Genomic DNA, 18,048 nt, shown 5'->3' on the forward strand with positions numbered 1-18,048 from the left:
AAGCTAATTGAGAATGATAATTGAGAGGCAAACGACAAAATCGTTGCAAACAAGGTGGTACCGCGCATGGGCGTCCTTGACAAGCAACGATTTTGTTTTTAGTTGGAGGAAGAATAATGAAGCAAATGAGTAGCGCCGCTGTGCGCCAGATGTTTTTGGATTTCTTTAAAAGCAAAGGTCATACAATTGAACCAAGTGCCCCATTAGTGCCCAAAGATGACCCCACACTATTGTGGATTAATTCCGGTGTAGCTACGATGAAGAAATATTTCGATGGTGAAATTATTCCGAAAAATCCGCGGCTGACCTCCGCCCAAAAAAGTATTCGGACTAATGATATTGAAAATGTTGGGCATACGGCTCGTCACCAAACTTTCTTTGAAATGTTAGGAAACTTTTCTGTGGGAGATTATTTTAAGGATCAAGCGGTAGCCTATGCTTGGGAATTTTTAACTAGTCCCCAATGGTTAGATTTTGACCCAGAAAAGTTATATATGACTATTTATCCCAAAGATGAAACCGCCTATAATTGCTGGATTAAGCAGGGAGTTGATCCGAGTCATATTTACCGCTTAGAAGATAACTTTTGGGATATTGGGGTTGGTCCTAGTGGTCCCGATTCAGAAATTTTTTATGACCGTGGTCAAGAAAATAATGATGTTGCCCTTGATGATCCAGAAAATTACCCTGGTGGGGAAAATGCTCGTTATTTGGAAATTTGGAATTTAGTCTTTTCTCAATTTAATCATTTACCGGATGGCCGCTTTGTCGATCAACCGCATAAGAATATTGATACGGGAATGGGCTTAGAACGAATTGTTTCCGTAATTCAAGATGCACCAACCAACTTTGAAACTGACTTATTCTTGCCGATTATTCAGGCGACGGAAAAACTCAGTGCCCAGAAGACTTATGGTGTAGACAAAGATGATGATATTGCCTTTAAGATTATTGCTGACCATGCTCGAGCAGTAACTTTTGCGATTGGTGATGGCGCTTTGCCTTCTAATGAGGGTCGCGGCTATGTTTTGCGCCGCTTAATTCGGCGGGCCAGCCTAAATGGTCGGAAGTTAGGGATTCAAGGTTCCTTCTTAGCCCAATTAGTGCCCATAGTTGGTCAGATTATGGAGAGCTACTATCCGGAAGTTTTACAACAAAAAGATTTCATTGCAAAAGTTATTGCGACGGAAGAAGAACGTTTTTCGGAAACCCTAAATGAAGGTTTAGCCTTACTAAAAGCGGAAATTGACCAAGTTAAGGCACAAAAACAGACGGTTTTGCAGGGAGATGTCGCCTTTAAACTCTTTGACACCTATGGTTTCCCTTATGAATTAACAGTTGAGTCTGCTGGAGAAGCTGGTTTAACAGTTGATCAAGCTGGCTTTGACGCCCAAATGCAAGCCCAAAAAGACCGGGCCCGGAAGGCGCGGGGGGACCGGCAGTCCATGGGATCACAAGATGAATTATTGATGGATATCAAAACCCCGAGCCAATTTGTGGGTTACGATCATTTAGAAGTTGCAGGAGCTCAGTTACAGAATATTATTGTCGCTGATGCCCAAGTCGATCAAGTAACGACCGGTTCAGCACAGGTGATTTTTGATCAAACACCATTTTATGCCGAAATGGGTGGTCAAGTGGGTGATTTAGGACAGATCTTGGCTAGTGATGGAACCCTTGTTGCTCAGGTGGTAGACGTTCAGCATGCTCCTAATGGCCAAAACTTGCATTCTTTGCAAGTCCAAGCTCCCTTAACAGTCGGTGAGCGCTATACTTTAGCTATCGATGCCGATTTTCGGAAAAAAGTTCGGCGAAATCATACGGCAACACACTTGTTAGATCAGGCTCTGCGCAATATTTTGGGCGAGCATACTCATCAAGCTGGCTCATTAGTTGAACCAGATTACTTGCGTTTTGACTTTACAAGTTTGGAAAAAGTAACCCCCGAACAGTTACAACAAATTGAGCAATTGGTTAATGAACAAATTTGGCAGGAGATTCCGGTTGAAACTATTGAAACTGATCTGGAAACCGCCAAAAAAATGGGCGCAATCGCCTTATTTGATAATAAATATGGCGATCAAGTCCGCGTCGTCAAGATTAGTGACTTCTCACTAGAGCTTTGCGGGGGAACTCATGTTCAAAATACAGCGGAAATTGGAATCTTCAAGATTACAGCGGAAACGGCTGTTGGAGCTGGAGTTCGGAGAATCACCGCGGTTACCAGTCAAGCTGCTTTCCAATATTATGAAGAACAAGGACAGTATTTAACTGCGGTCCAACAAGAATTGAAAGTTCCGCAAGCTCAAGGACTCTTGGACAAGGTAGTTCAACTAGAGACAGAATTAAAGACCAGCCAAAAGCAATTACAAGAATTACAGGCCCAAGCGGCTCAACAACAAGCTAGTTCTTTATTAGATCAAGTTGAGACCGTAGGTAATTACCGTTTGGTAACCGCGATTGTTTCCGCTTCAAATATGAATGAACTCCGGCAAATTGCAGATACTTGGAAACAAAAAGCCAGCTCTGATATTTTAGTTTTAGGAGCTAAGTTAGGCACGAAAGCCAACTTGTTAGTTGCTGTGAATCCAAAAGTTCAAGTGGCTGAATTACAAGCTAATAGTTTAATTAAAGCCATTGCTCCGGCAATTGCCGGCGGTGGCGGTGGCCGAGCTGATTTGGCTCAAGCAGGTGGTAAAAATGCTGCCGGCTTGCAAGAAGCTTTACAAAAAGCACATACTTTAATTGCCGCAGCAGAGTAAACTCTTTTAGGATTGATAAAAAGACTGGCACAAAATTTGTCACTAAATTGTAATAGTGCTAGACTACGTTTTTGAGTATGATTAATTGAGAAGAGGGGTGTAGCTTGTGAGTTTGTTAGATAATACAATGAGTTTTGACTTTAATGATAGTCGTCGTCAAGATATTCGAGATACCTTGCAGGGGGTTTATCAGGCATTAGAGGAAAAGGGCTATAATCCAATTAATCAAATAGTAGGATATTTGTTATCAGGGGATCCCGCCTATATTCCGCGGTATAATGATGCGCGAAATTTGATTTTAAAGCACGAACGCGATGAAATTATTGAAGAATTGGTTCGTTCTTATTTAAAGACGGAGGATAACCATTCTTGAGATTAATGGGATTAGATGTTGGTTCTAGGACGGTCGGAATTGCCGTGAGCGACCTTTTGGGCTGGACTGCTCAAGGGGTAGAGATTATTCGAATTAATGAGGATCAGGCTGACTTTGGCTTGGATCGCTTGGCGGAACTTGTCGATCAATACCAAGTTGAGAAATTTGTAGTTGGTTTACCCAAAAATATGGACAACAGTTTGGGTGAAAGAGCTGAAAAATCCCAAGCTTATGGGAAAATGGTTACCGATTTCTTCGAGTTGCCAGTTGATTTTATTGATGAACGTCTGACCACCGTTCAAGCGGAACGGATGTTAATTGAAGAAGCCGATATTTCTCGGCAAAAAAGACACAAAGTTATTGATGAATTAGCAGCAGTGATGATTTTACAGAGCTATTTGGATCGCGCGTCTTACCAAGCAAAAAATAATTAAAGGAGTCTTTATGACAGAGAAACCAAAACCCAATGATCAAACCGTAGTTTTAAGTGATGATCAAGGACACGAGGAAACTTATAATATTTTATTCACTTTTGAGTCAGAAGACTATGGTAAATCCTACGTCTTGTTATATCGGGCAGCGGATGAAGATGATGAAGAAATTGAAATCCAAGCTTTCAGCTTTCAACCAGCAGCCGATGATACCGTCTTGGCGGGTGATTTAGAGCCAATTACTGATGATGCTGAATGGGATATGGTCCAAGAAGTATTGAATACTTTTTCCGCAACCGATGGTGAGTAATTAATTTAAAGGCAAGATTAGGATGTTAGTATGCTTATTCTATTAATTTTAATTTATGGGGTTTATATTGGCACTAGACGCGGTTTGGTCATGCAAGCTGTCTACACTGCTGGTTACACAATCAGTCTGGGACTAGCAATTTGGTTATCTAGCTTTTTAGGCACCAAACTTTATCTATTGGTCCCTTATCCTTCAGCTTCACCGGAAAGTTATTTTGCTTTTTTTAAACCGCAAATTTCTACCAATTTTTTGGAAGCCCTGTTTTATCAAATGGTGGCCTTACTGTTCATTCTTCTCCTTGGCTGGGCGGTGACCCGTTTAATTGGAGCTTACTGGCACGATTTGACATTTTACCCCTTAGAAAAGCAGATCCAAAAATGGGGCGGTGGTGTCGTAGCTTTTGGTTGTAATTATATTTTTCTGACGCTCATCTTGAGTATCTTGGCCTTAGTTCCTGTGGCGGGTTTACAGAATATTCTCAGTCACTCTTGGGTTGCAACTTTTATGATCAAGACTTCAATCGGGCTGATATCAAGTTAAGCGACCAGGTTTTTCCTAGAAATTAGATAGCTGAGTTGCTCTGCCAAAAGGTTTTGAGGAATAGCTATTTTTAGAGACAGAAGATTCCGTCTAATCCACGAAGACTCCGAATGAAAAGTTTATTTTCATTCGGAGTCTCATTAGTTGTACCCGTTTTCTCCTGTCTTTTGTCATACATTTTTATTATGTTATAGAAGGATAAAAGATGAATCCGACCATTTTAGAAACTTTAGAATATTCCAAAATTAAAACCGCTCTAGCGCAATTTTTAATTACGGCACCAGGAGCGCAGCAACTAACGGCGCTGAAACCCAGTACTCGGCAAGATCAGGTTCAACGCTGGTTGGATGAGACTGCTGATGGAATGGAATTAGACCGTCTCGGGCAAAGCTTGCCGGTCATGATTATTCCCGATATCATGGGTGAATTAAAGCGCCTAGGAATGCAAGCCAATTTGAATGGCACTGAATTGTATCATTTGAGTCTAGTTTTACAAAGTACCAACCAAATGCGGGACTTTTTCACGGAATTGTCCACAACCGGAATTCACCTCCGCCGCTTAAATTATTTTAATCAACGATTGGTTACTTTACCCACTTTGAATGAAAGATTGCAACAATCGGTTGATCAAAGTGGCCAATTATTAGACACGGCTTCGGAACAATTAAAACAGATTCGTCAAACTTTACGCCTCGATCAGCAGCATGTTCGCGAGCGAATGGAGTCTTATTTGCGTGGCAGAAATGCCAAGTATTTGACAGAGACTTTAATTACGGTCCGTGATAACCGTTTAGTTTTGCCGGTAAAAGCGGAAGCTCGGCACCATTTTGGCGGAGTAGTTCATGACCAAAGTGCTAGTGGACAAACAGTCTATGTCGAACCTCAAGGTGTTTTGGAACTTAATAATTCCATTCAAACTCATCAGGCTCAAGAAAAACAAATTACTGAGCGGCTCTTGGCAGAATTAAGTGATCTTTTACGACCTTACCAAACTGAATTACAAGAAGATTGTTGGTTGTTGGGACACTTCGATTTCGTTAATGCTAAGACCCGGTATGCTTTGCAATTGCAGGCCACCGAACCGCAACTCAATACCCAAAATCAAGTACGACTTCTAAAAGCCCGCCATCCCTTAATTCAGGCTGATCAAGTGGTGGCTAATACGATTGAATTGGGCTTCAATTATCGCAATATTATTATTACCGGTCCCAATACCGGTGGGAAAACAATTACCCTCAAAACCGTCGGTCTCTTAGAACTAATGGCGCAATCGGGGCTCTTTTTGCCGGTTGCAGAAACTAGTCAAGTAGCTGTTTTTACGGACATTTTTGCGGATATCGGTGATGAACAATCAATCGAGCAAAACTTGAGTACTTTTTCTTCCCACATGGATAAAATTATTGCTATTATGGGTAATTTAAAAGCGACTAGTCTAGTTTTGTTAGATGAATTAGGTGCTGGGACTGATCCTCAAGAGGGGGCCGCTTTGGCGATGGCTTTAATTGAGCAGATTAGTCAAAGTAATTGTGATTTGATGGTCACCACCCATTATCCTGAATTAAAGATTTTTGCTTATAATTATCCCCAGACAATTAATGCTTCCATGGAGTTTGATTTACAATCTTTACAACCGACTTATCGCTTCTTATTAGGAATTCCGGGAAGTAGTAATGCCTTTGATATTGCCGAACGTTTGGGGATGAACTCCCAAGTAGTCCAGCGGGCCCGGAATCTCCAAGAGGGGACGAGTCAAGACCTAAATGTCATGATTCAGGATCTAGAAGCCCAACGCAAAAATTATGAACAACAGTATCAACAATATCAGTCGCAAAATCAAACTTTAGCTGTTCAACGAGAGCAATTAACCATACAGCAAGAACAACTAAACCAGCAACAAGAACAGATTTTGGATCAAGCTAAAGCCCAAGCTAATCAATTGCTTAAGAAAACACAAACTGAAGCGACGACAATTATTGAGCAATTGCGCCATTGGCAGCAAGGACAAGCGGCAGTTAAAGATGATCAATTGATTAAAGCCCAAACGACTTTAAAAAATTTACATCAACAACGACAATTACAACAAAATAAAGTTTTACGGCGTGAAAAACGTAAGCAACAATTGCGGGTTGGAGATACGGTTCACGTTGATGCTTATGACCAAGAAGGAACGATTGTTGGCCGGGATAAAAAAGGACAATTTGAGGTTCAACTGGGAATTTTAAAAATGCGGCTAGATCCCCAACAGTTAACCAAGGTTAAGTCAACAGCTCCCGAACCGCAACAAAGATCTGTCTCTCGACAACGAGCACAAAGTCGGATACCATTACAATTAGATCTCCGGGGAGAGCGCTATGAGGCCGCGATGGCCGAATTAGATCGTTATTTAGATTCCGCTCTTCTAGCAGGTTATGATCAAGTCACTATTATTCATGGCTTTGGGACCGGAGTAATCCGCAAGGGGGTTCAGAAATATTTGCGGCAAAACCATCATGTCCGTCGGTTTAGTTATGCCCCAGCCAGTGCTGGCGGTCAAGGAGCCACGATTGTCGAATTAGGCTAGCTGGTAATTAAGAAGAAAGTTCTTTATAATAGTGGAGTTATTTTTAAAGGAGATGAGCCAATGATTGAAACTGTAACTGATCAGAATTTTAAAGAAATGTCGGCCCAAGGATTGGTCCTAGTTGATTTTTGGGCTACTTGGTGTGGTCCTTGTCGTATGCAAGCTCCAGTTATTGAGAAGTTAGCAGATGAGTATGATGATGTTCATTTCTTGAAAATGGATGTTGATGCTAATCCTGAAACGCCGAACCAATTCGGGATTCGAGCAATTCCAACTTTGTTATTAAAAAAAGATGACCAAGTTGTGGAGACTTTGGTCGGTTATCAAAGCGAAACCCAGTTGAAAAATATCATTGAGAAGCACTCTTAGGAAGATAATTTAATTGAACCCTGACGGTGGTAATTCTATAATAAAGACTCAAGCAGAAATTAAGGCGGGAGTCTTTTTTTGTGACAATTGTTTGGAAATTGTCGCTGTTTGCGGTAAAGTAAGTATCAAATTGAAGAATATTTTGTAACTGTAATAGAGGAGAGATTCAATTGAAAGCTTTTTGGAAGAATCCGGTAGTTCATTTTATCGGAATGACGGTATTTTATTTTGTTATTCTAATGATTTTGATCTACCTGTACAGTTATGCCGGTATTAATAATAGCAAGTTTCTTTATAATGAATTTTAGAAGGGATTTTAATCTTGGAAACCAAATTGATGAATATAATTCAAGCAATTGATCAACAGGCGCAGGGAAATTCTGCCAGTTGCTATTGGGATGAAGCGGGGCACCATTCCTATCAAAGCTTGTGGGAAGAAAGTAATCATTTAGCTGCCTATTTACAAACCTTGGATATTCCTTCCCAAGCACCGGTGATGATCTATTGTGATCAAAGCTTTATGACCATTGTGACAATGTTAGCAGCAGTTAAAGCTGGCCATGCTTACATTCCGGTTGACGTGGATTCACCCGTTGAACGTTTAATTCAGATTAACGAAATTGCCCAACCGGGAGCGATTTTAGGAATTAATGACTTGCCAGTCGATTTAGCTACTTTGACTATTTCCCCTGCTCAACTCAAGGATAATTTGACTTACGAAAAAACAGCGTGGGATCCGCAAACGCGGGTTCAGGGAGCGGATAATTTTTATATTATCTTTACTTCCGGAACAACAGGAGTTCCGAAAGGGGTCCAAATTAGTCACGATAATTTATTGAGTTATGTTAATTGGATGGTGCAAGATTTTAACTTGCCAAATAAAGTTCGTTGTTTATCGCAACCGCCATATTCCTTTGACTTATCAGTGATGGATTTGTATCCCACCCTTGTTTTAGGGGGAGAATTGGTGGCTTTGACGCACGAGGTGACTAATAATTTTGGTCAGTTATTTAAAGTCTTACCAACTTTTGACTTAGCAGAGTGGGTTTCGACACCTTCATTTGTTGAATTATGCTTACTGGATAAGAATTTCCAACAAGAAAATTATCCCCACTTACGCCATTTCTTATTCTGTGGCGAAGAATTGACCCATAGTACTGCTCAAACATTGCAAGAACGCTTTCCCCAAGCTCAAATTTTCAATACTTATGGTCCAACTGAGGCTTGTGTGGCGGTCACATCTTTGGAGGTTACCCCTGAAGTATTGGCAACTTATGACCGTTTACCAATTGGACAGGCGAAAGCTGATACGCGGATTTGGGCTCTTGATGAAAAAGGAAATTCGGCTGCTGAGGGAGAATTAATTATTAGTGGGCCAAGTGTTTCCAAGGGCTATTTAAACAATCCGGAAAAGACGCAACAGGCTTTCTTTGAAGTTGAGGGACAAAGAGCTTATCGCTCAGGGGATCTTGGAAAAATCACGCCTGAGAAAATGATCTTTTATCGTGGGCGAACCGATTTCCAGGTTAAACTCCATGGATTTCGGATTGAATTGGAAGACATTGACCAGAATTTGGCCGCTTTGCCCCAAGTTGATCAAGCAATTACGGTACCGCGTTATGATAAAAATCATAAAGTGACTCAATTAATTGCCTATGTCGTTTTAAATCAAGAATTAGCTGATCCTAGTGCTACTTTAAAAGCAGAACTTGCTCAAAATGTGATGGAGTACATGGTGCCTCAGCGAATTGAAACTCGGACTCAGTTACCGCAAACGGCCAATGGCAAGATTGATCGTAAATCTTTAATGGCCGAGGTAAATAATCATGATTAATTTACAACCTTACCAAAATCCCCAGTATTTCGCGATTTTGGTAATTGCCTTAGTTCCCCTAATGATTGGGTTATATTATGGCAAAAGATTCCGTTGGTATGAAAGTTTAATTTCCTTACTCTTTATCTTTTTAATCTTTGACGCCGACAAATGGCAACAGGGAGTTTCTCTATTGGGTTTTGTCGCCTGTCAAACTTTAATTGTTGGTGCTTATTCTTACTATCGAACTAATAAACGCTTTAAAAATCGGTTCAGCCTGTTTGTTTTAGCGATTGTTTTAGCAATTGCCCAATTAGTAATTGTCAAGTTTACGCCCTTATTTATCGCCGGGCATGACTCGATTCTCGGTTTTTTGGGAATTAGTTATTTAACCTTTAAAACCGTGGGCATGATTATGGAAATTCGCGATGGGGCAATTAAAGAATTTAATTTAAGTAAATTTCTCCATTTCTTACTTTATTTTCCGACTATTTCTTCCGGTCCAATTGATCGTTATCGCCGTTTTATCAAGGATTATGAAAGGGTTCCGAGCCAAGACAAGTATGTCACTTTAATTGGTAAGGGCTTGCATAATATTTTCTTAGGCTTTTTATATAAATTTATTTTTGGTTATCTTTTTGGAACTGTAATGTTACCCCAGCTTCAACAGGCAGCAATGGCTAATCGGCATACAGCTTGGTTAGGATTATCCTTCTCTCTTTTAGGCTATATGTATTGTTATAGCATGTATTTATTCTTTGATTTCGCGGGTTATAGTTTGTTTGCCGTTGGGATTAGTTACCTGATGGGAATTGAAACACCAGTTAACTTTAACAAACCCTTTATTTCGCATAACTTAAAGGATTTCTGGAATCGTTGGCATATGACTTTATCCTTCTGGTTCCGCGACTATATTTACATGCGTTTTGTTTTTTGGGCAATGAAGCATAAGATCTTAAAGAGTCGAATTGCCATGGCTAATATCGGTTATTTGCTTTTATTTCTTTTAATGGGTGTTTGGCACGGAGAAACTTGGTATTATATTGTTTATGGATTGTTCCATGCTCTGGTCTTAATTAGCACGGATGCTTGGCTGCGCTTTAAGAAAAAACATCGCCAGCAGATTCCGTCCAACCGTTGGACCAATTATTTTGCCATTTTTATGACATTTAATACAGTTTGTTTTAGTTTTTTGATTTTTTCAGGTATGTTAGATAAAATTTGGTTTAGTTAAGCAGGAGGCAGGATTATTATGGATAGCAAGCAAGTGGTTTTAGATATTTTGGCAGATTTAACCGGAACAGATGATGTGAAGACTAATTTGGATGAATCTTTATTTGATAGTGGTTTGTTGGATTCCATGGCCACAGTTCAATTGTTGTTGGAATTACAACAACAATTAGACATTGATGTTCCAGTATCAGAATTTGACCGCCAAGAATGGGAAACTCCGAATAAGATTATTGCAAAGGTTGATAATTTGAGAAATGAATAATGGAAAAAAGTTATTCGGACTGATCGGCCCCATGATTACGGCTGGATTATTAGTCTTGCTGGTCTTATTTGGTCCGTTTCACTTAGGAACTCCTGATGCCCAAACTGAGAAAAGAGCGGCAACGTCTTTATCAGCTAACGTATTACGAGGAGATCAAATTAAACGCAATGCCTTGGACCGAGGCTATTTGATGATGATGGGCTCGTCAGAACTATCTCGTTTTGATACTTTTCATCCGTCAGTTTTAACGGAGAAATATCCCAGAGGTTATCATCCTTTCTTGCTAGGAGAAGCAGGGACCCAATCCTTGACGCACTTTTTTTCCACGCAAATGATGGGGAACAAATTGGATCATAAGCGAGTCGTGGTCGTTATTTCGCCGCAGTGGTTTGTTAAGGAAGGGGTAGAACCAGAAGCCTTTGGTTTCTATTATTCCAAACAACAGGCGATTAATTTTATTAACCATGCTAATCCCCAACGGGTAAGTGATCGTTACGCTGCACAGCGTCTATTAAAAATGACTGCTGGCTCTGCTGATCCAGGAATTCAGGGAGCTTTACAGCGAATTAAGGCGGGAAAAGAAATTACTGCTTGGCAGTATTTTTCGTTAGTTAAAGTTTCGGGAGCCAATCTACGTCAACAAGACCAATTGTTTACTCGTTTTGGGATTATGAATCGCGAACCTTTATTGGAACATCGTTTGCGCTCCTTACCGGATGATTATAATTATCCAGTCCTAGATCAGATGGCGATTGCTTACGGACGAGAGCATACTAGTAACAATGATTTTATGATTCATAATCGTTTTTATAATCGAAAAATCCGGAAGATCAAAAATAGTTTGAAAGATAGCCAAAAAGGCTTTAGCTATGAATACGGTCCAGAATATTCAGACTTTCAATTACTATTAACACAATTTAAGAAGCACCATGTGCAACCGTTATTTGTGATTACTCCCGTCAACTCGCGTTGGATGGCATATACTGGTTTGAGTCAAGCAATGTTAAATCGTTTTGACCGGAAGATTAATTATCAGCTACAGACGCAAGGATTTAATCAAATTTTAGATTTACATCAACAAGGAAAAATTCCCTATTTTATGCAGGATACAATTCATTTGGGCTGGCGTGGTTGGCTTCAAGTTGATCGAAGAATTCACAACTTTGTTCAACAACCAATGCCCAAGAATTTAAATTATCAGCTCCGAGATTATTTCTATACGAAGTCTTGGCAGCAACATAATCCTCGTAATCTACCAAACGCTGAGTAAATACTCAGCGTTTTTTGAATAATAGTTTACAACCCCATCAAAAGGAGCTTTTTTATGGATACACGACCAATTGGTTTTTTAGATTCAGGAGTTGGTGGTTTAACGGTTATTAAGGCTGTTCAGCAGCAATTGCCAAAGGAGCAAGTGATTTTTATTGCTGATCAGGCGCACTTGCCCTACGGCACCAAAACTCCAACTGAAATTACTAACTATGTCCGGTTCTTAGTTAATTTTTTAGAGAAGCAACAAGTCAAATTAATTGTTTTCGCTTGTAATACGGCGACGGCTTGGGCTTTGCCAACATTGCAGGCTGAAACCAAGATTCCCCTGATCGGAGTAATTGATTCCGGAGTTCAACGGGCTCTAGCAGTGACTCAAACAAAGAAGGTGGGCGTAATTGCCACACCGGCGACTATTAAATCAGATGTTTATGCGCAAAAAATAGCCCAGTTAGCACCTCAAGTGCAGACGCAAAGTTGGGAAATGCCCCATTTTGTCCCCCTTGTGGAAGAGAATCTTTATCAAACCGCTCAGGCTCAGGAATTGGTCCAACAAGACTTGAGACAGGTTCGAACTTCTGAGATTGATACCTTAATTTTAGGATGTACGCATTATCCCTTATTACGACCTTTAATTGCCCAAACTTTGGGTACCCAAATTAAATTGGTGGATGCCGGGGTAGCGACAGTTCAAACTTTGCAGCAATATTTATTAGATCACAATTTACAAAATTCCGGAGAAACAAAAAAATCAGATTTATTTTATACCACGGGTGAGCAAGAACAATTGACAGTGATTGCTCAAGATTGGCTGTTAGATCCTAATTTAACCGCCCAAAAGGTGATTTTACCGGATTAACTAGGAGATAGGCGATGCAGGAATTAGTTTTGGCCACGAAGAATTTAAATAAAGTTCACGAATTACAACAACTATTAGAGGCAGAGAATGTTCACGTCCGATCTTTGGCCGAATTGGGAGGAGAAGATGTTGCTGAAACTGGCACTACTTTTGAAGATAACGCTCGTTTGAAAGTTCAAAGTGCTGTTGCTCAATTCCATTTGCCGACCTTGGCGGATGATTCGGGCTTGATGGTTGATTACCTTCACGGACAACCGGGAGTGCGTTCGGCCCGTTACGCGGGTGACCATAACGATGCGGCGAATAATGCGCGCTTGTTAACGGAATTAGGAGGAGTAGCCCCAACACAGCGCCAAGCTCAATTTGTGACAACTATGGTTTATTTTGATCCGCAGATGCAGGTCGAATTAGTTGCTGAAGGAAAATTAGTCGGCCAAATTATGACCGTTCCCCAAGGAAATGACGGTTTTGGTTATGATCCTTTGTTTTATGTTTCAGAATTGGATTGTACCTTGGCCCAGTTGAGTTTAGCGGAAAAAAATAAAATTAGCCACCGAGCCCGGGCTTTACAAGAATTTTTGCGCCAGTATCGCCGATTGAACTTGCAAAAATAGATAACTTCAGTCCAATCTAGCGTCCGAAAAAGAGCGGCTAGGGTAAGATAATCGATGGTGAAGGTAACTAAGAAAAGGATCTTGGGAAAATTGGCAGCTCTATCTATTGGTGTTTATCAGAGAGAAAGATATCTTTATTACAGCTTAAAACGGTCTGAGACTTAGAATAAGATCTGATCTCTAACACTGGATCAGTTCTCCATCATCGCTTTTAAAGAGCAGCAGTCGTTTTAAAAAGTGGATTTGAACTATCAGGAATTTTCCCTGATGTTAATTAAAAAAATCCAGATGAAAACTAAAACTAACTTAGTTTCTATCTGGATTTAATTGGAGATTATTGATCTAATTTTTTAATTAATTAGGATTGATTAGTTAAATCAAGGGCATTTTCAGGAAGTTGAATTTGAGCTTCTCTTAAGGCTGCCAAGTAAGCACCAAGGAATTTTCGCTTTAGGACCATTTGGGCCCCGTTCTTAGTATCCAATTGAATCTGGTAGTGTAACAAGCCCAGAGTAACTTCGGTTGGCCCTAAAAGTTGCGGAGAACGAATTAAATCAGGTTCATCGGGCGTGAGTCTCTGATTAACTTCTTGAAGAACTTGAGTAACTTTATGGATGTTGGTGCGAGGAAAAAGCTGAAGATCAATAATTGAGGTCATATTTCCGCGCGATAAGTTTTGGACAATTGTAATATTTCGGTTGGGAATATAGTTGAGAGTTCCATCATTACTTTTGATTTGGGTGGTCCGCAGACCGACATAGGTGACCGTTCCAGAAATTTTATCAACTTTGACGAAATCGCCAACGTCAAATTGTTGTTCACCCAGAATGAAGAAACCATTAACCATATCACTAACGAAACCTTGGGCACCTAGCCCTAAAGCCAAACTGAAAATTCCGGCCCCCGTGATCAAGGTTCCGACGGGAGCTCCGCAAATCGAGAGGACAATGTAGATATAAATAAAAACTAACACATAGAAGTAAATGTTTTGGGTTAAAGTAACAATTGTCCGGGAGCGATTGGAACTAGTCTCACTGGTTTTGAGATTGAGAGAAATTCGGTTGACGAGACGGCGTCCGAGGCGATAAAGTAGTAAAAAGAGTAATGATAAGAGAATAATCTTGATAGCATTACTCAAGAAGGTATTAAATAAATTGATCCAGTATTGTGGATTATTAATTTGTTGGAGAAAAGGGGTAGAATTTTGGTTACTCTGATTAGTTGTTTGCTTATTTAAAGAGTTATATTTATTCAAAATACTATTCAAATTAACACTTCCTTATTATTCGTCTAGTATAGTCGGTCTAATTGCCGTTGTCACTAAAGAATGATAAAATTTAATTGTTTTTAAATGAGGAGGATTAAAGCTATGACACTGGGACAAATTGCGGGTTTAATTGCAGCGTTGGCCTTCGTCGCCTTGGTAGTCTTCTTGGTTCGGTTGCTCTTTCAATTGGAAAAAATAGTTTTGAAATTGCAAACGACAGTGGAAGAAACTAATCATACGATTGCCACCTTGACAGCCGATCTGGATCAAATCGCCCACCAAGGAGATAATACCATTTCTAAGACTAATGAGCTAATGGATGACATCAATGGTAAAGTAGGGAAATTAGACCCTTTTTTTCAGGCGCTCGAAAATCTCGGCAATAGTTTGGCACAAGCGACCGATAAAAATAACCATCGGAGCAAAAATCAGAAAATGATGCAATCAGCAGCGACCATGGCGAGCAAGTTAGCTCTCTGGGCTTTTAAATCATACCGTAAAAAGTAGAATTAGCGAGGTCAAAATGGAGAAGATGAAGTTTATGGGTGGACTCTTGTTGGGAGCTGGTGTTACTTATTGGTTTTTAAAAAAGAATCCCCTACCAAAAAATGAATTAGCTAATATCATCGCCGAACAACGGATGATAGTACCTAAAGTTGATAAAGCAGCTATGCAACAAGCTTTCCAACAAAAGACCGCTGATTTACAAGCTGAAGTTACAGGGACAACCAAGCAGACAACTAATTTTGATGATATCCAATTGGATATCGATCAGGTTCAAAAAGTTAGTGCAAAATAAAGAGACCAACTAATTGATTTTAGTTTGATCTCTTTTTTCTTGGAATTTTCAAATTCTGAAACTTACTTAATTGGCAAAACTTGTAATTCTTTGGAAGTGTGGGTAAAGGCTTCATGCCCATTTTCTGTAAGATAAATACAATCTTCAATCCGCACCCCGGCAACTTGCGGAATATAAATTCCAGGTTCAATGGAGAAGCACATCCCCGGCTTCAAAACCATTTCATTGCCTTCCATGATAGATGGAAATTCATGAGTAGACGTCCCAATTCCATGTCCCAAGCGATGAATGAAGTACTCGCCGTAGCCAGCATCAGTAATAATTTTTCGAGCAATAGTATCTAGTTCTGCAGCTTTGACTCCTGGCTTAGCAGCATCCATTGCTGCCATTTGGGCCTCCAGACAAACGTTATAAATATCGCGTTGTTTGGCAGTTGGTTCACCAAAGGCTACGGTTCTCGAAGCATCACTCATATAGCCTTGATGAACGGTTCCTAAGTCAAAAAGGGCGAGCGCATTGGCCTGAATAGCAACTTTTTCTGGTACTCCATGGGGATTAGCGGCATTAATTCCTGATTGCACAATGGTATCGAAACTAGTATGCATGACACCTTTTTTCATTAAGCCATATTCGATTTCAGCAACAACTTGCTGTTCAGTTCGAGCAGTACTGAGGGCTTGAAAACCTAATTCAAAAGCGTAATCAGCTTCTTTACCAGCAGCCTTCATTAAGGCAATTTCTTCCGGAGTCTTAATTAACTTCAATTGGTCTAAGAACTGCGAAGCGTCAGCAGGAAAGCTAGCATTCGGGAATTGTTTTTGAATGGCTTCGTAACGGCTGTAAGGAAGATCAGCTTTTTCTAGGGCCCACTTGTTGGTATGTGTGGTTCGTTCCCGAATGTGGTCAGCAATTAAAGCAAAAGGATCTTCATGATCTAAGTAACCGTAGACATCCTGCTTCCAACCAGCTTTTTTAGAAGCTTCAACTTCTAATTGCGGGGTGAATAAGAATGGCTCAGCTTCAGGAAAAACAAACAAAGCTAAAATTCGTTCTTCCGGTTCACTATGAAAACCGGTAAAATATAAGATATCGGTGGGATTACTGATATAGGCAACATCAATTTGTTGTTCAGCAATCCAAGCCTGTAAACTTTGTAAATGACTCATATAACTACCTCCAAGCTAATAATAAGCAAATTATAGCACTTTTTTGAATAATCTAGTAATTGTGAACTAAAGCGCTTGCATTTTGTCAACCTTTTTGTTAAATTAATTATGAAAACTTATGAAAAAGTATTTTAAGATCAATTTAAACGAGGTTAGACTATGAAGAAGTCAGATAAAGAAATTACCATTACCGATGTTGCGCGCCAAGCGGGAGTTTCCATGGCGACAGTTTCTCGGGTCGTGAACGGAAATAATAACGTTAAAGAATCTACCCGTAAGAAAGTTATCGCGGTCATTGATAAATTACATTACCGTCCCAATGCTGTAGCCCGGGGACTAGCTAGTAAGAAGAGTACAACTATCGGTTTAATTTTACCAAGTATGACAGATCTACTATATGCTAGTTTGGCCAACGGAATTTCTGACGTGGCTTCCATGTATAAATATAACATTATTTTGACCAGTCTAAAAAGTGAAGTTGGTAGTGAGCAGCAATTATTTAATGATTTACTAGCTAAGCAGGTAGATGGAATTATTTATATGGGGGAAAAGATTTCAGACACCTTGTATAAGGAAATGTTATATTCCCGTGTTCCGGTGGTTTTTGCGGGAGCTATTGATGATCAAGATCAAATTGCCAGTGTAAATATTGACTATGTTAAATCAGTCCGCGATATGGTGAAATTGTTGATTGATAACGGTAATCGTCAAATTGCTTTAGTTACTGGCTCTTTGACTGATCCGATCAATTCTAAGTATCGCTTAAAAGGTTATCAGGAAGCTTTGGAACAAGCAGGAATTACCTATTCTTCAGAAAATGTCTTTGAAACAGTCTACAGTTTGCAAGCAGGATCCGTGGTTTTTGATGCGATTCAAAAGAGTGGTGCAACCGCGGCTTACGTGGCCAATAATATTCTTGCTGCGGGAATTTTAAATGCTGCTTTAGATGCCGGAGTTAAGATCCCAGAAGATTTTGAATTAGTGACGGGGAATGATTCCGTTTTATGTGATGTAACGCGGCCGAAAATGACTGCTGTAGTTCAGCCTTTATATGATATGGGAGCCGTATCCATGCGGATGTTGACTAAGTTAATGAATGACGAAGATATTCAAGATCGAACGATTCGGTTACCATATAGCTTAGTGAAACGGGATACAACTAAAAAATAATATTTTCTAAAAAAAGACTTCTGGACAATTTTTAAAATTGTCCAGAAGTCTTTTTGCTTTATTGTCTTTAGACCTAGTTGAGCACGGAGTCCGTGCGAAACAAAAAACGATAGTCCAATGGTTAAACCAAAACAGCTCTTCTGAGATTTACAATGGAGCTGTCAAAGCCAAGTATTATAAATTTAGAGGAGCTGTGAAAATGGCGAATAAATTAAACAGTTTCGCACACACTAAATGGCTGTGCAAGTACC

19 protein-coding genes are annotated in these 18,048 nt (G+C 39.9%); 17 read left to right on the top strand and 2 right to left on the bottom strand.

All coding sequences use genetic code 11. From position 1 onward, the window contains the following. Positions 1-116 precede the first annotated feature (116 nt). The 14 genes from alaS (at position 117) to rdgB (ending at position 13,395) form a co-directional block, all read left to right on the top strand. Positions 117-2,762, top strand: coding sequence for an alanine--tRNA ligase (alaS, locus tag HU830_RS08265; RefSeq protein ID WP_176943280.1), 2,646 nt, complete (start codon positions 117-119; stop codon positions 2,760-2,762). A gap of 106 nt (positions 2,763-2,868) precedes the next feature. Further along, positions 2,869-3,135: an IreB family regulatory phosphoprotein gene (locus tag HU830_RS08270; protein WP_324196351.1), complete on the top strand. Its 267-nt coding sequence runs from the start codon at positions 2,869-2,871 to the stop codon at positions 3,133-3,135. Then, positions 3,132-3,569, top strand: a complete 438-nt coding sequence (gene ruvX, locus HU830_RS08275) for a Holliday junction resolvase RuvX (protein WP_176943281.1) — start codon at positions 3,132-3,134, stop codon at positions 3,567-3,569. The genes HU830_RS08270 and ruvX overlap by 4 nt, the downstream gene beginning before the upstream one ends. A gap of 10 nt (positions 3,570-3,579) precedes the next feature. Beyond that, positions 3,580-3,876, top strand: coding sequence for a DUF1292 domain-containing protein (locus HU830_RS08280; protein WP_176943282.1), 297 nt, complete (start codon positions 3,580-3,582; stop codon positions 3,874-3,876). A gap of 30 nt (positions 3,877-3,906) precedes the next feature. After that, the gene (locus tag HU830_RS08285; RefSeq protein WP_176943283.1) at positions 3,907-4,416 is read left to right on the top strand and encodes a CvpA family protein; all 510 of its coding nucleotides are present in this window, start codon (positions 3,907-3,909) and stop codon (positions 4,414-4,416) included. 205 nt (positions 4,417-4,621) lie between these two features. After that, complete coding sequence (locus tag HU830_RS08290; protein WP_176943284.1) at positions 4,622-6,976, top strand: endonuclease MutS2; 2,355 nt, start codon at positions 4,622-4,624, stop codon at positions 6,974-6,976. Between the two features lie 60 nt (positions 6,977-7,036). Further along, a complete protein-coding gene (gene trxA / locus HU830_RS08295; protein WP_176943285.1) occupies positions 7,037-7,345 on the top strand; it encodes a thioredoxin in 309 nt (102 codons plus the stop codon). 164 nt (positions 7,346-7,509) lie between these two features. Continuing rightward, positions 7,510-7,653, top strand: coding sequence for a teichoic acid D-Ala incorporation-associated protein DltX (locus HU830_RS08300; RefSeq protein WP_324196352.1), 144 nt, complete (start codon positions 7,510-7,512; stop codon positions 7,651-7,653). A 29-nt stretch (positions 7,654-7,682) separates the two neighbouring features. After that, complete coding sequence (gene dltA, locus HU830_RS08305; RefSeq protein WP_176943298.1) at positions 7,683-9,179, top strand: D-alanine--poly(phosphoribitol) ligase subunit DltA; 1,497 nt, start codon at positions 7,683-7,685, stop codon at positions 9,177-9,179. After that, on the top strand, positions 9,172-10,392 hold the full coding sequence (gene dltB / locus HU830_RS08310; RefSeq protein ID WP_176943286.1) for a D-alanyl-lipoteichoic acid biosynthesis protein DltB: 1,221 nt from the start codon (positions 9,172-9,174) through the stop codon (positions 10,390-10,392). The genes dltA and dltB overlap by 8 nt, the downstream gene beginning before the upstream one ends. 18 nt (positions 10,393-10,410) lie before the next feature. Beyond that, positions 10,411-10,653: a D-alanine--poly(phosphoribitol) ligase subunit DltC gene (gene dltC, locus HU830_RS08315; protein WP_176943287.1), complete on the top strand. Its 243-nt coding sequence runs from the start codon at positions 10,411-10,413 to the stop codon at positions 10,651-10,653. After that, complete coding sequence (dltD, locus tag HU830_RS08320) at positions 10,646-11,923, top strand: D-alanyl-lipoteichoic acid biosynthesis protein DltD (protein WP_176943288.1); 1,278 nt, start codon at positions 10,646-10,648, stop codon at positions 11,921-11,923. The genes dltC and dltD overlap by 8 nt, the downstream gene beginning before the upstream one ends. A 54-nt stretch (positions 11,924-11,977) precedes the next feature. Continuing rightward, the gene (gene murI, locus HU830_RS08325; RefSeq protein WP_176943289.1) at positions 11,978-12,781 is read left to right on the top strand and encodes a glutamate racemase; all 804 of its coding nucleotides are present in this window, start codon (positions 11,978-11,980) and stop codon (positions 12,779-12,781) included. A gap of 14 nt (positions 12,782-12,795) precedes the next feature. Continuing rightward, complete coding sequence (gene rdgB, locus HU830_RS08330) at positions 12,796-13,395, top strand: RdgB/HAM1 family non-canonical purine NTP pyrophosphatase (RefSeq protein WP_176943290.1); 600 nt, start codon at positions 12,796-12,798, stop codon at positions 13,393-13,395. Between the two features lie 358 nt (positions 13,396-13,753). On the opposite strand, the gene HU830_RS08335 is transcribed toward rdgB, so the two are convergent. Continuing rightward, on the bottom strand, positions 13,754-14,662 hold the full coding sequence (locus tag HU830_RS08335) for a mechanosensitive ion channel family protein (RefSeq protein ID WP_176943291.1): 909 nt from the start codon (positions 14,660-14,662) through the stop codon (positions 13,754-13,756). A 102-nt stretch (positions 14,663-14,764) separates the two neighbouring features. Between HU830_RS08335 and HU830_RS08340 the strand changes: the two genes are divergently transcribed. Both HU830_RS08340 and HU830_RS08345 read left to right on the top strand, forming a co-directional pair. Next, on the top strand, positions 14,765-15,169 hold the full coding sequence (locus tag HU830_RS08340) for a DUF948 domain-containing protein (protein WP_176943292.1): 405 nt from the start codon (positions 14,765-14,767) through the stop codon (positions 15,167-15,169). A 16-nt stretch (positions 15,170-15,185) separates the two neighbouring features. After that, complete coding sequence (locus HU830_RS08345; RefSeq protein ID WP_176943293.1) at positions 15,186-15,461, top strand: hypothetical protein; 276 nt, start codon at positions 15,186-15,188, stop codon at positions 15,459-15,461. A gap of 62 nt (positions 15,462-15,523) precedes the next feature. Here HU830_RS08345 and HU830_RS08350 read toward each other — a convergent pair whose 3' ends face one another. Next, on the bottom strand, positions 15,524-16,627 hold the full coding sequence (locus tag HU830_RS08350; RefSeq protein WP_176943294.1) for a M24 family metallopeptidase: 1,104 nt from the start codon (positions 16,625-16,627) through the stop codon (positions 15,524-15,526). A gap of 159 nt (positions 16,628-16,786) precedes the next feature. Here HU830_RS08350 and ccpA point away from each other — a divergent pair, with 159 nt between their 5' ends. Then, positions 16,787-17,797, top strand: a complete 1,011-nt coding sequence (gene ccpA, locus HU830_RS08355) for a catabolite control protein A (RefSeq protein WP_176943295.1) — start codon at positions 16,787-16,789, stop codon at positions 17,795-17,797. Positions 17,798-18,048 lie beyond the last annotated feature (251 nt).

This window comes from Bombilactobacillus apium (assembly GCF_013385145.1).
Taxonomy (GTDB): Bacteria; Bacillota; Bacilli; order Lactobacillales; family Lactobacillaceae; genus Bombilactobacillus; species Bombilactobacillus apium.

Excerpts from the sequence above, each read along its gene's own strand:
- alaS (WP_176943280.1), top strand. The coding sequence starts at position 117 with ATGAAGCAAATGAGTAGCGCCGCTGTGCGCCAGATGTTTTTGGATTTC.
- HU830_RS08280 (WP_176943282.1), top strand. The coding sequence starts at position 3,580 with ATGACAGAGAAACCAAAACCCAATGATCAAACCGTAGTTTTAAGTGAT.
- HU830_RS08285 (WP_176943283.1), top strand. The coding sequence starts at position 3,907 with ATGCTTATTCTATTAATTTTAATTTATGGGGTTTATATTGGCACTAGA.
- HU830_RS08290 (WP_176943284.1), top strand. The coding sequence starts at position 4,622 with ATGAATCCGACCATTTTAGAAACTTTAGAATATTCCAAAATTAAAACC.
- trxA (WP_176943285.1), top strand. The coding sequence starts at position 7,037 with ATGATTGAAACTGTAACTGATCAGAATTTTAAAGAAATGTCGGCCCAA.
- dltA (WP_176943298.1), top strand. The coding sequence starts at position 7,683 with ATGAATATAATTCAAGCAATTGATCAACAGGCGCAGGGAAATTCTGCC.
- dltB (WP_176943286.1), top strand. The coding sequence starts at position 9,172 with ATGATTAATTTACAACCTTACCAAAATCCCCAGTATTTCGCGATTTTG.
- dltC (WP_176943287.1), top strand. The coding sequence starts at position 10,411 with ATGGATAGCAAGCAAGTGGTTTTAGATATTTTGGCAGATTTAACCGGA.
- dltD (WP_176943288.1), top strand. The coding sequence starts at position 10,646 with ATGAATAATGGAAAAAAGTTATTCGGACTGATCGGCCCCATGATTACG.
- murI (WP_176943289.1), top strand. The coding sequence starts at position 11,978 with ATGGATACACGACCAATTGGTTTTTTAGATTCAGGAGTTGGTGGTTTA.
- rdgB (WP_176943290.1), top strand. The coding sequence starts at position 12,796 with ATGCAGGAATTAGTTTTGGCCACGAAGAATTTAAATAAAGTTCACGAA.
- HU830_RS08340 (WP_176943292.1), top strand. The coding sequence starts at position 14,765 with ATGACACTGGGACAAATTGCGGGTTTAATTGCAGCGTTGGCCTTCGTC.
- HU830_RS08345 (WP_176943293.1), top strand. The coding sequence starts at position 15,186 with ATGGAGAAGATGAAGTTTATGGGTGGACTCTTGTTGGGAGCTGGTGTT.
- HU830_RS08350 (WP_176943294.1), bottom strand. The coding sequence starts at position 16,627 with ATGAGTCATTTACAAAGTTTACAGGCTTGGATTGCTGAACAACAAATT.
- ccpA (WP_176943295.1), top strand. The coding sequence starts at position 16,787 with ATGAAGAAGTCAGATAAAGAAATTACCATTACCGATGTTGCGCGCCAA.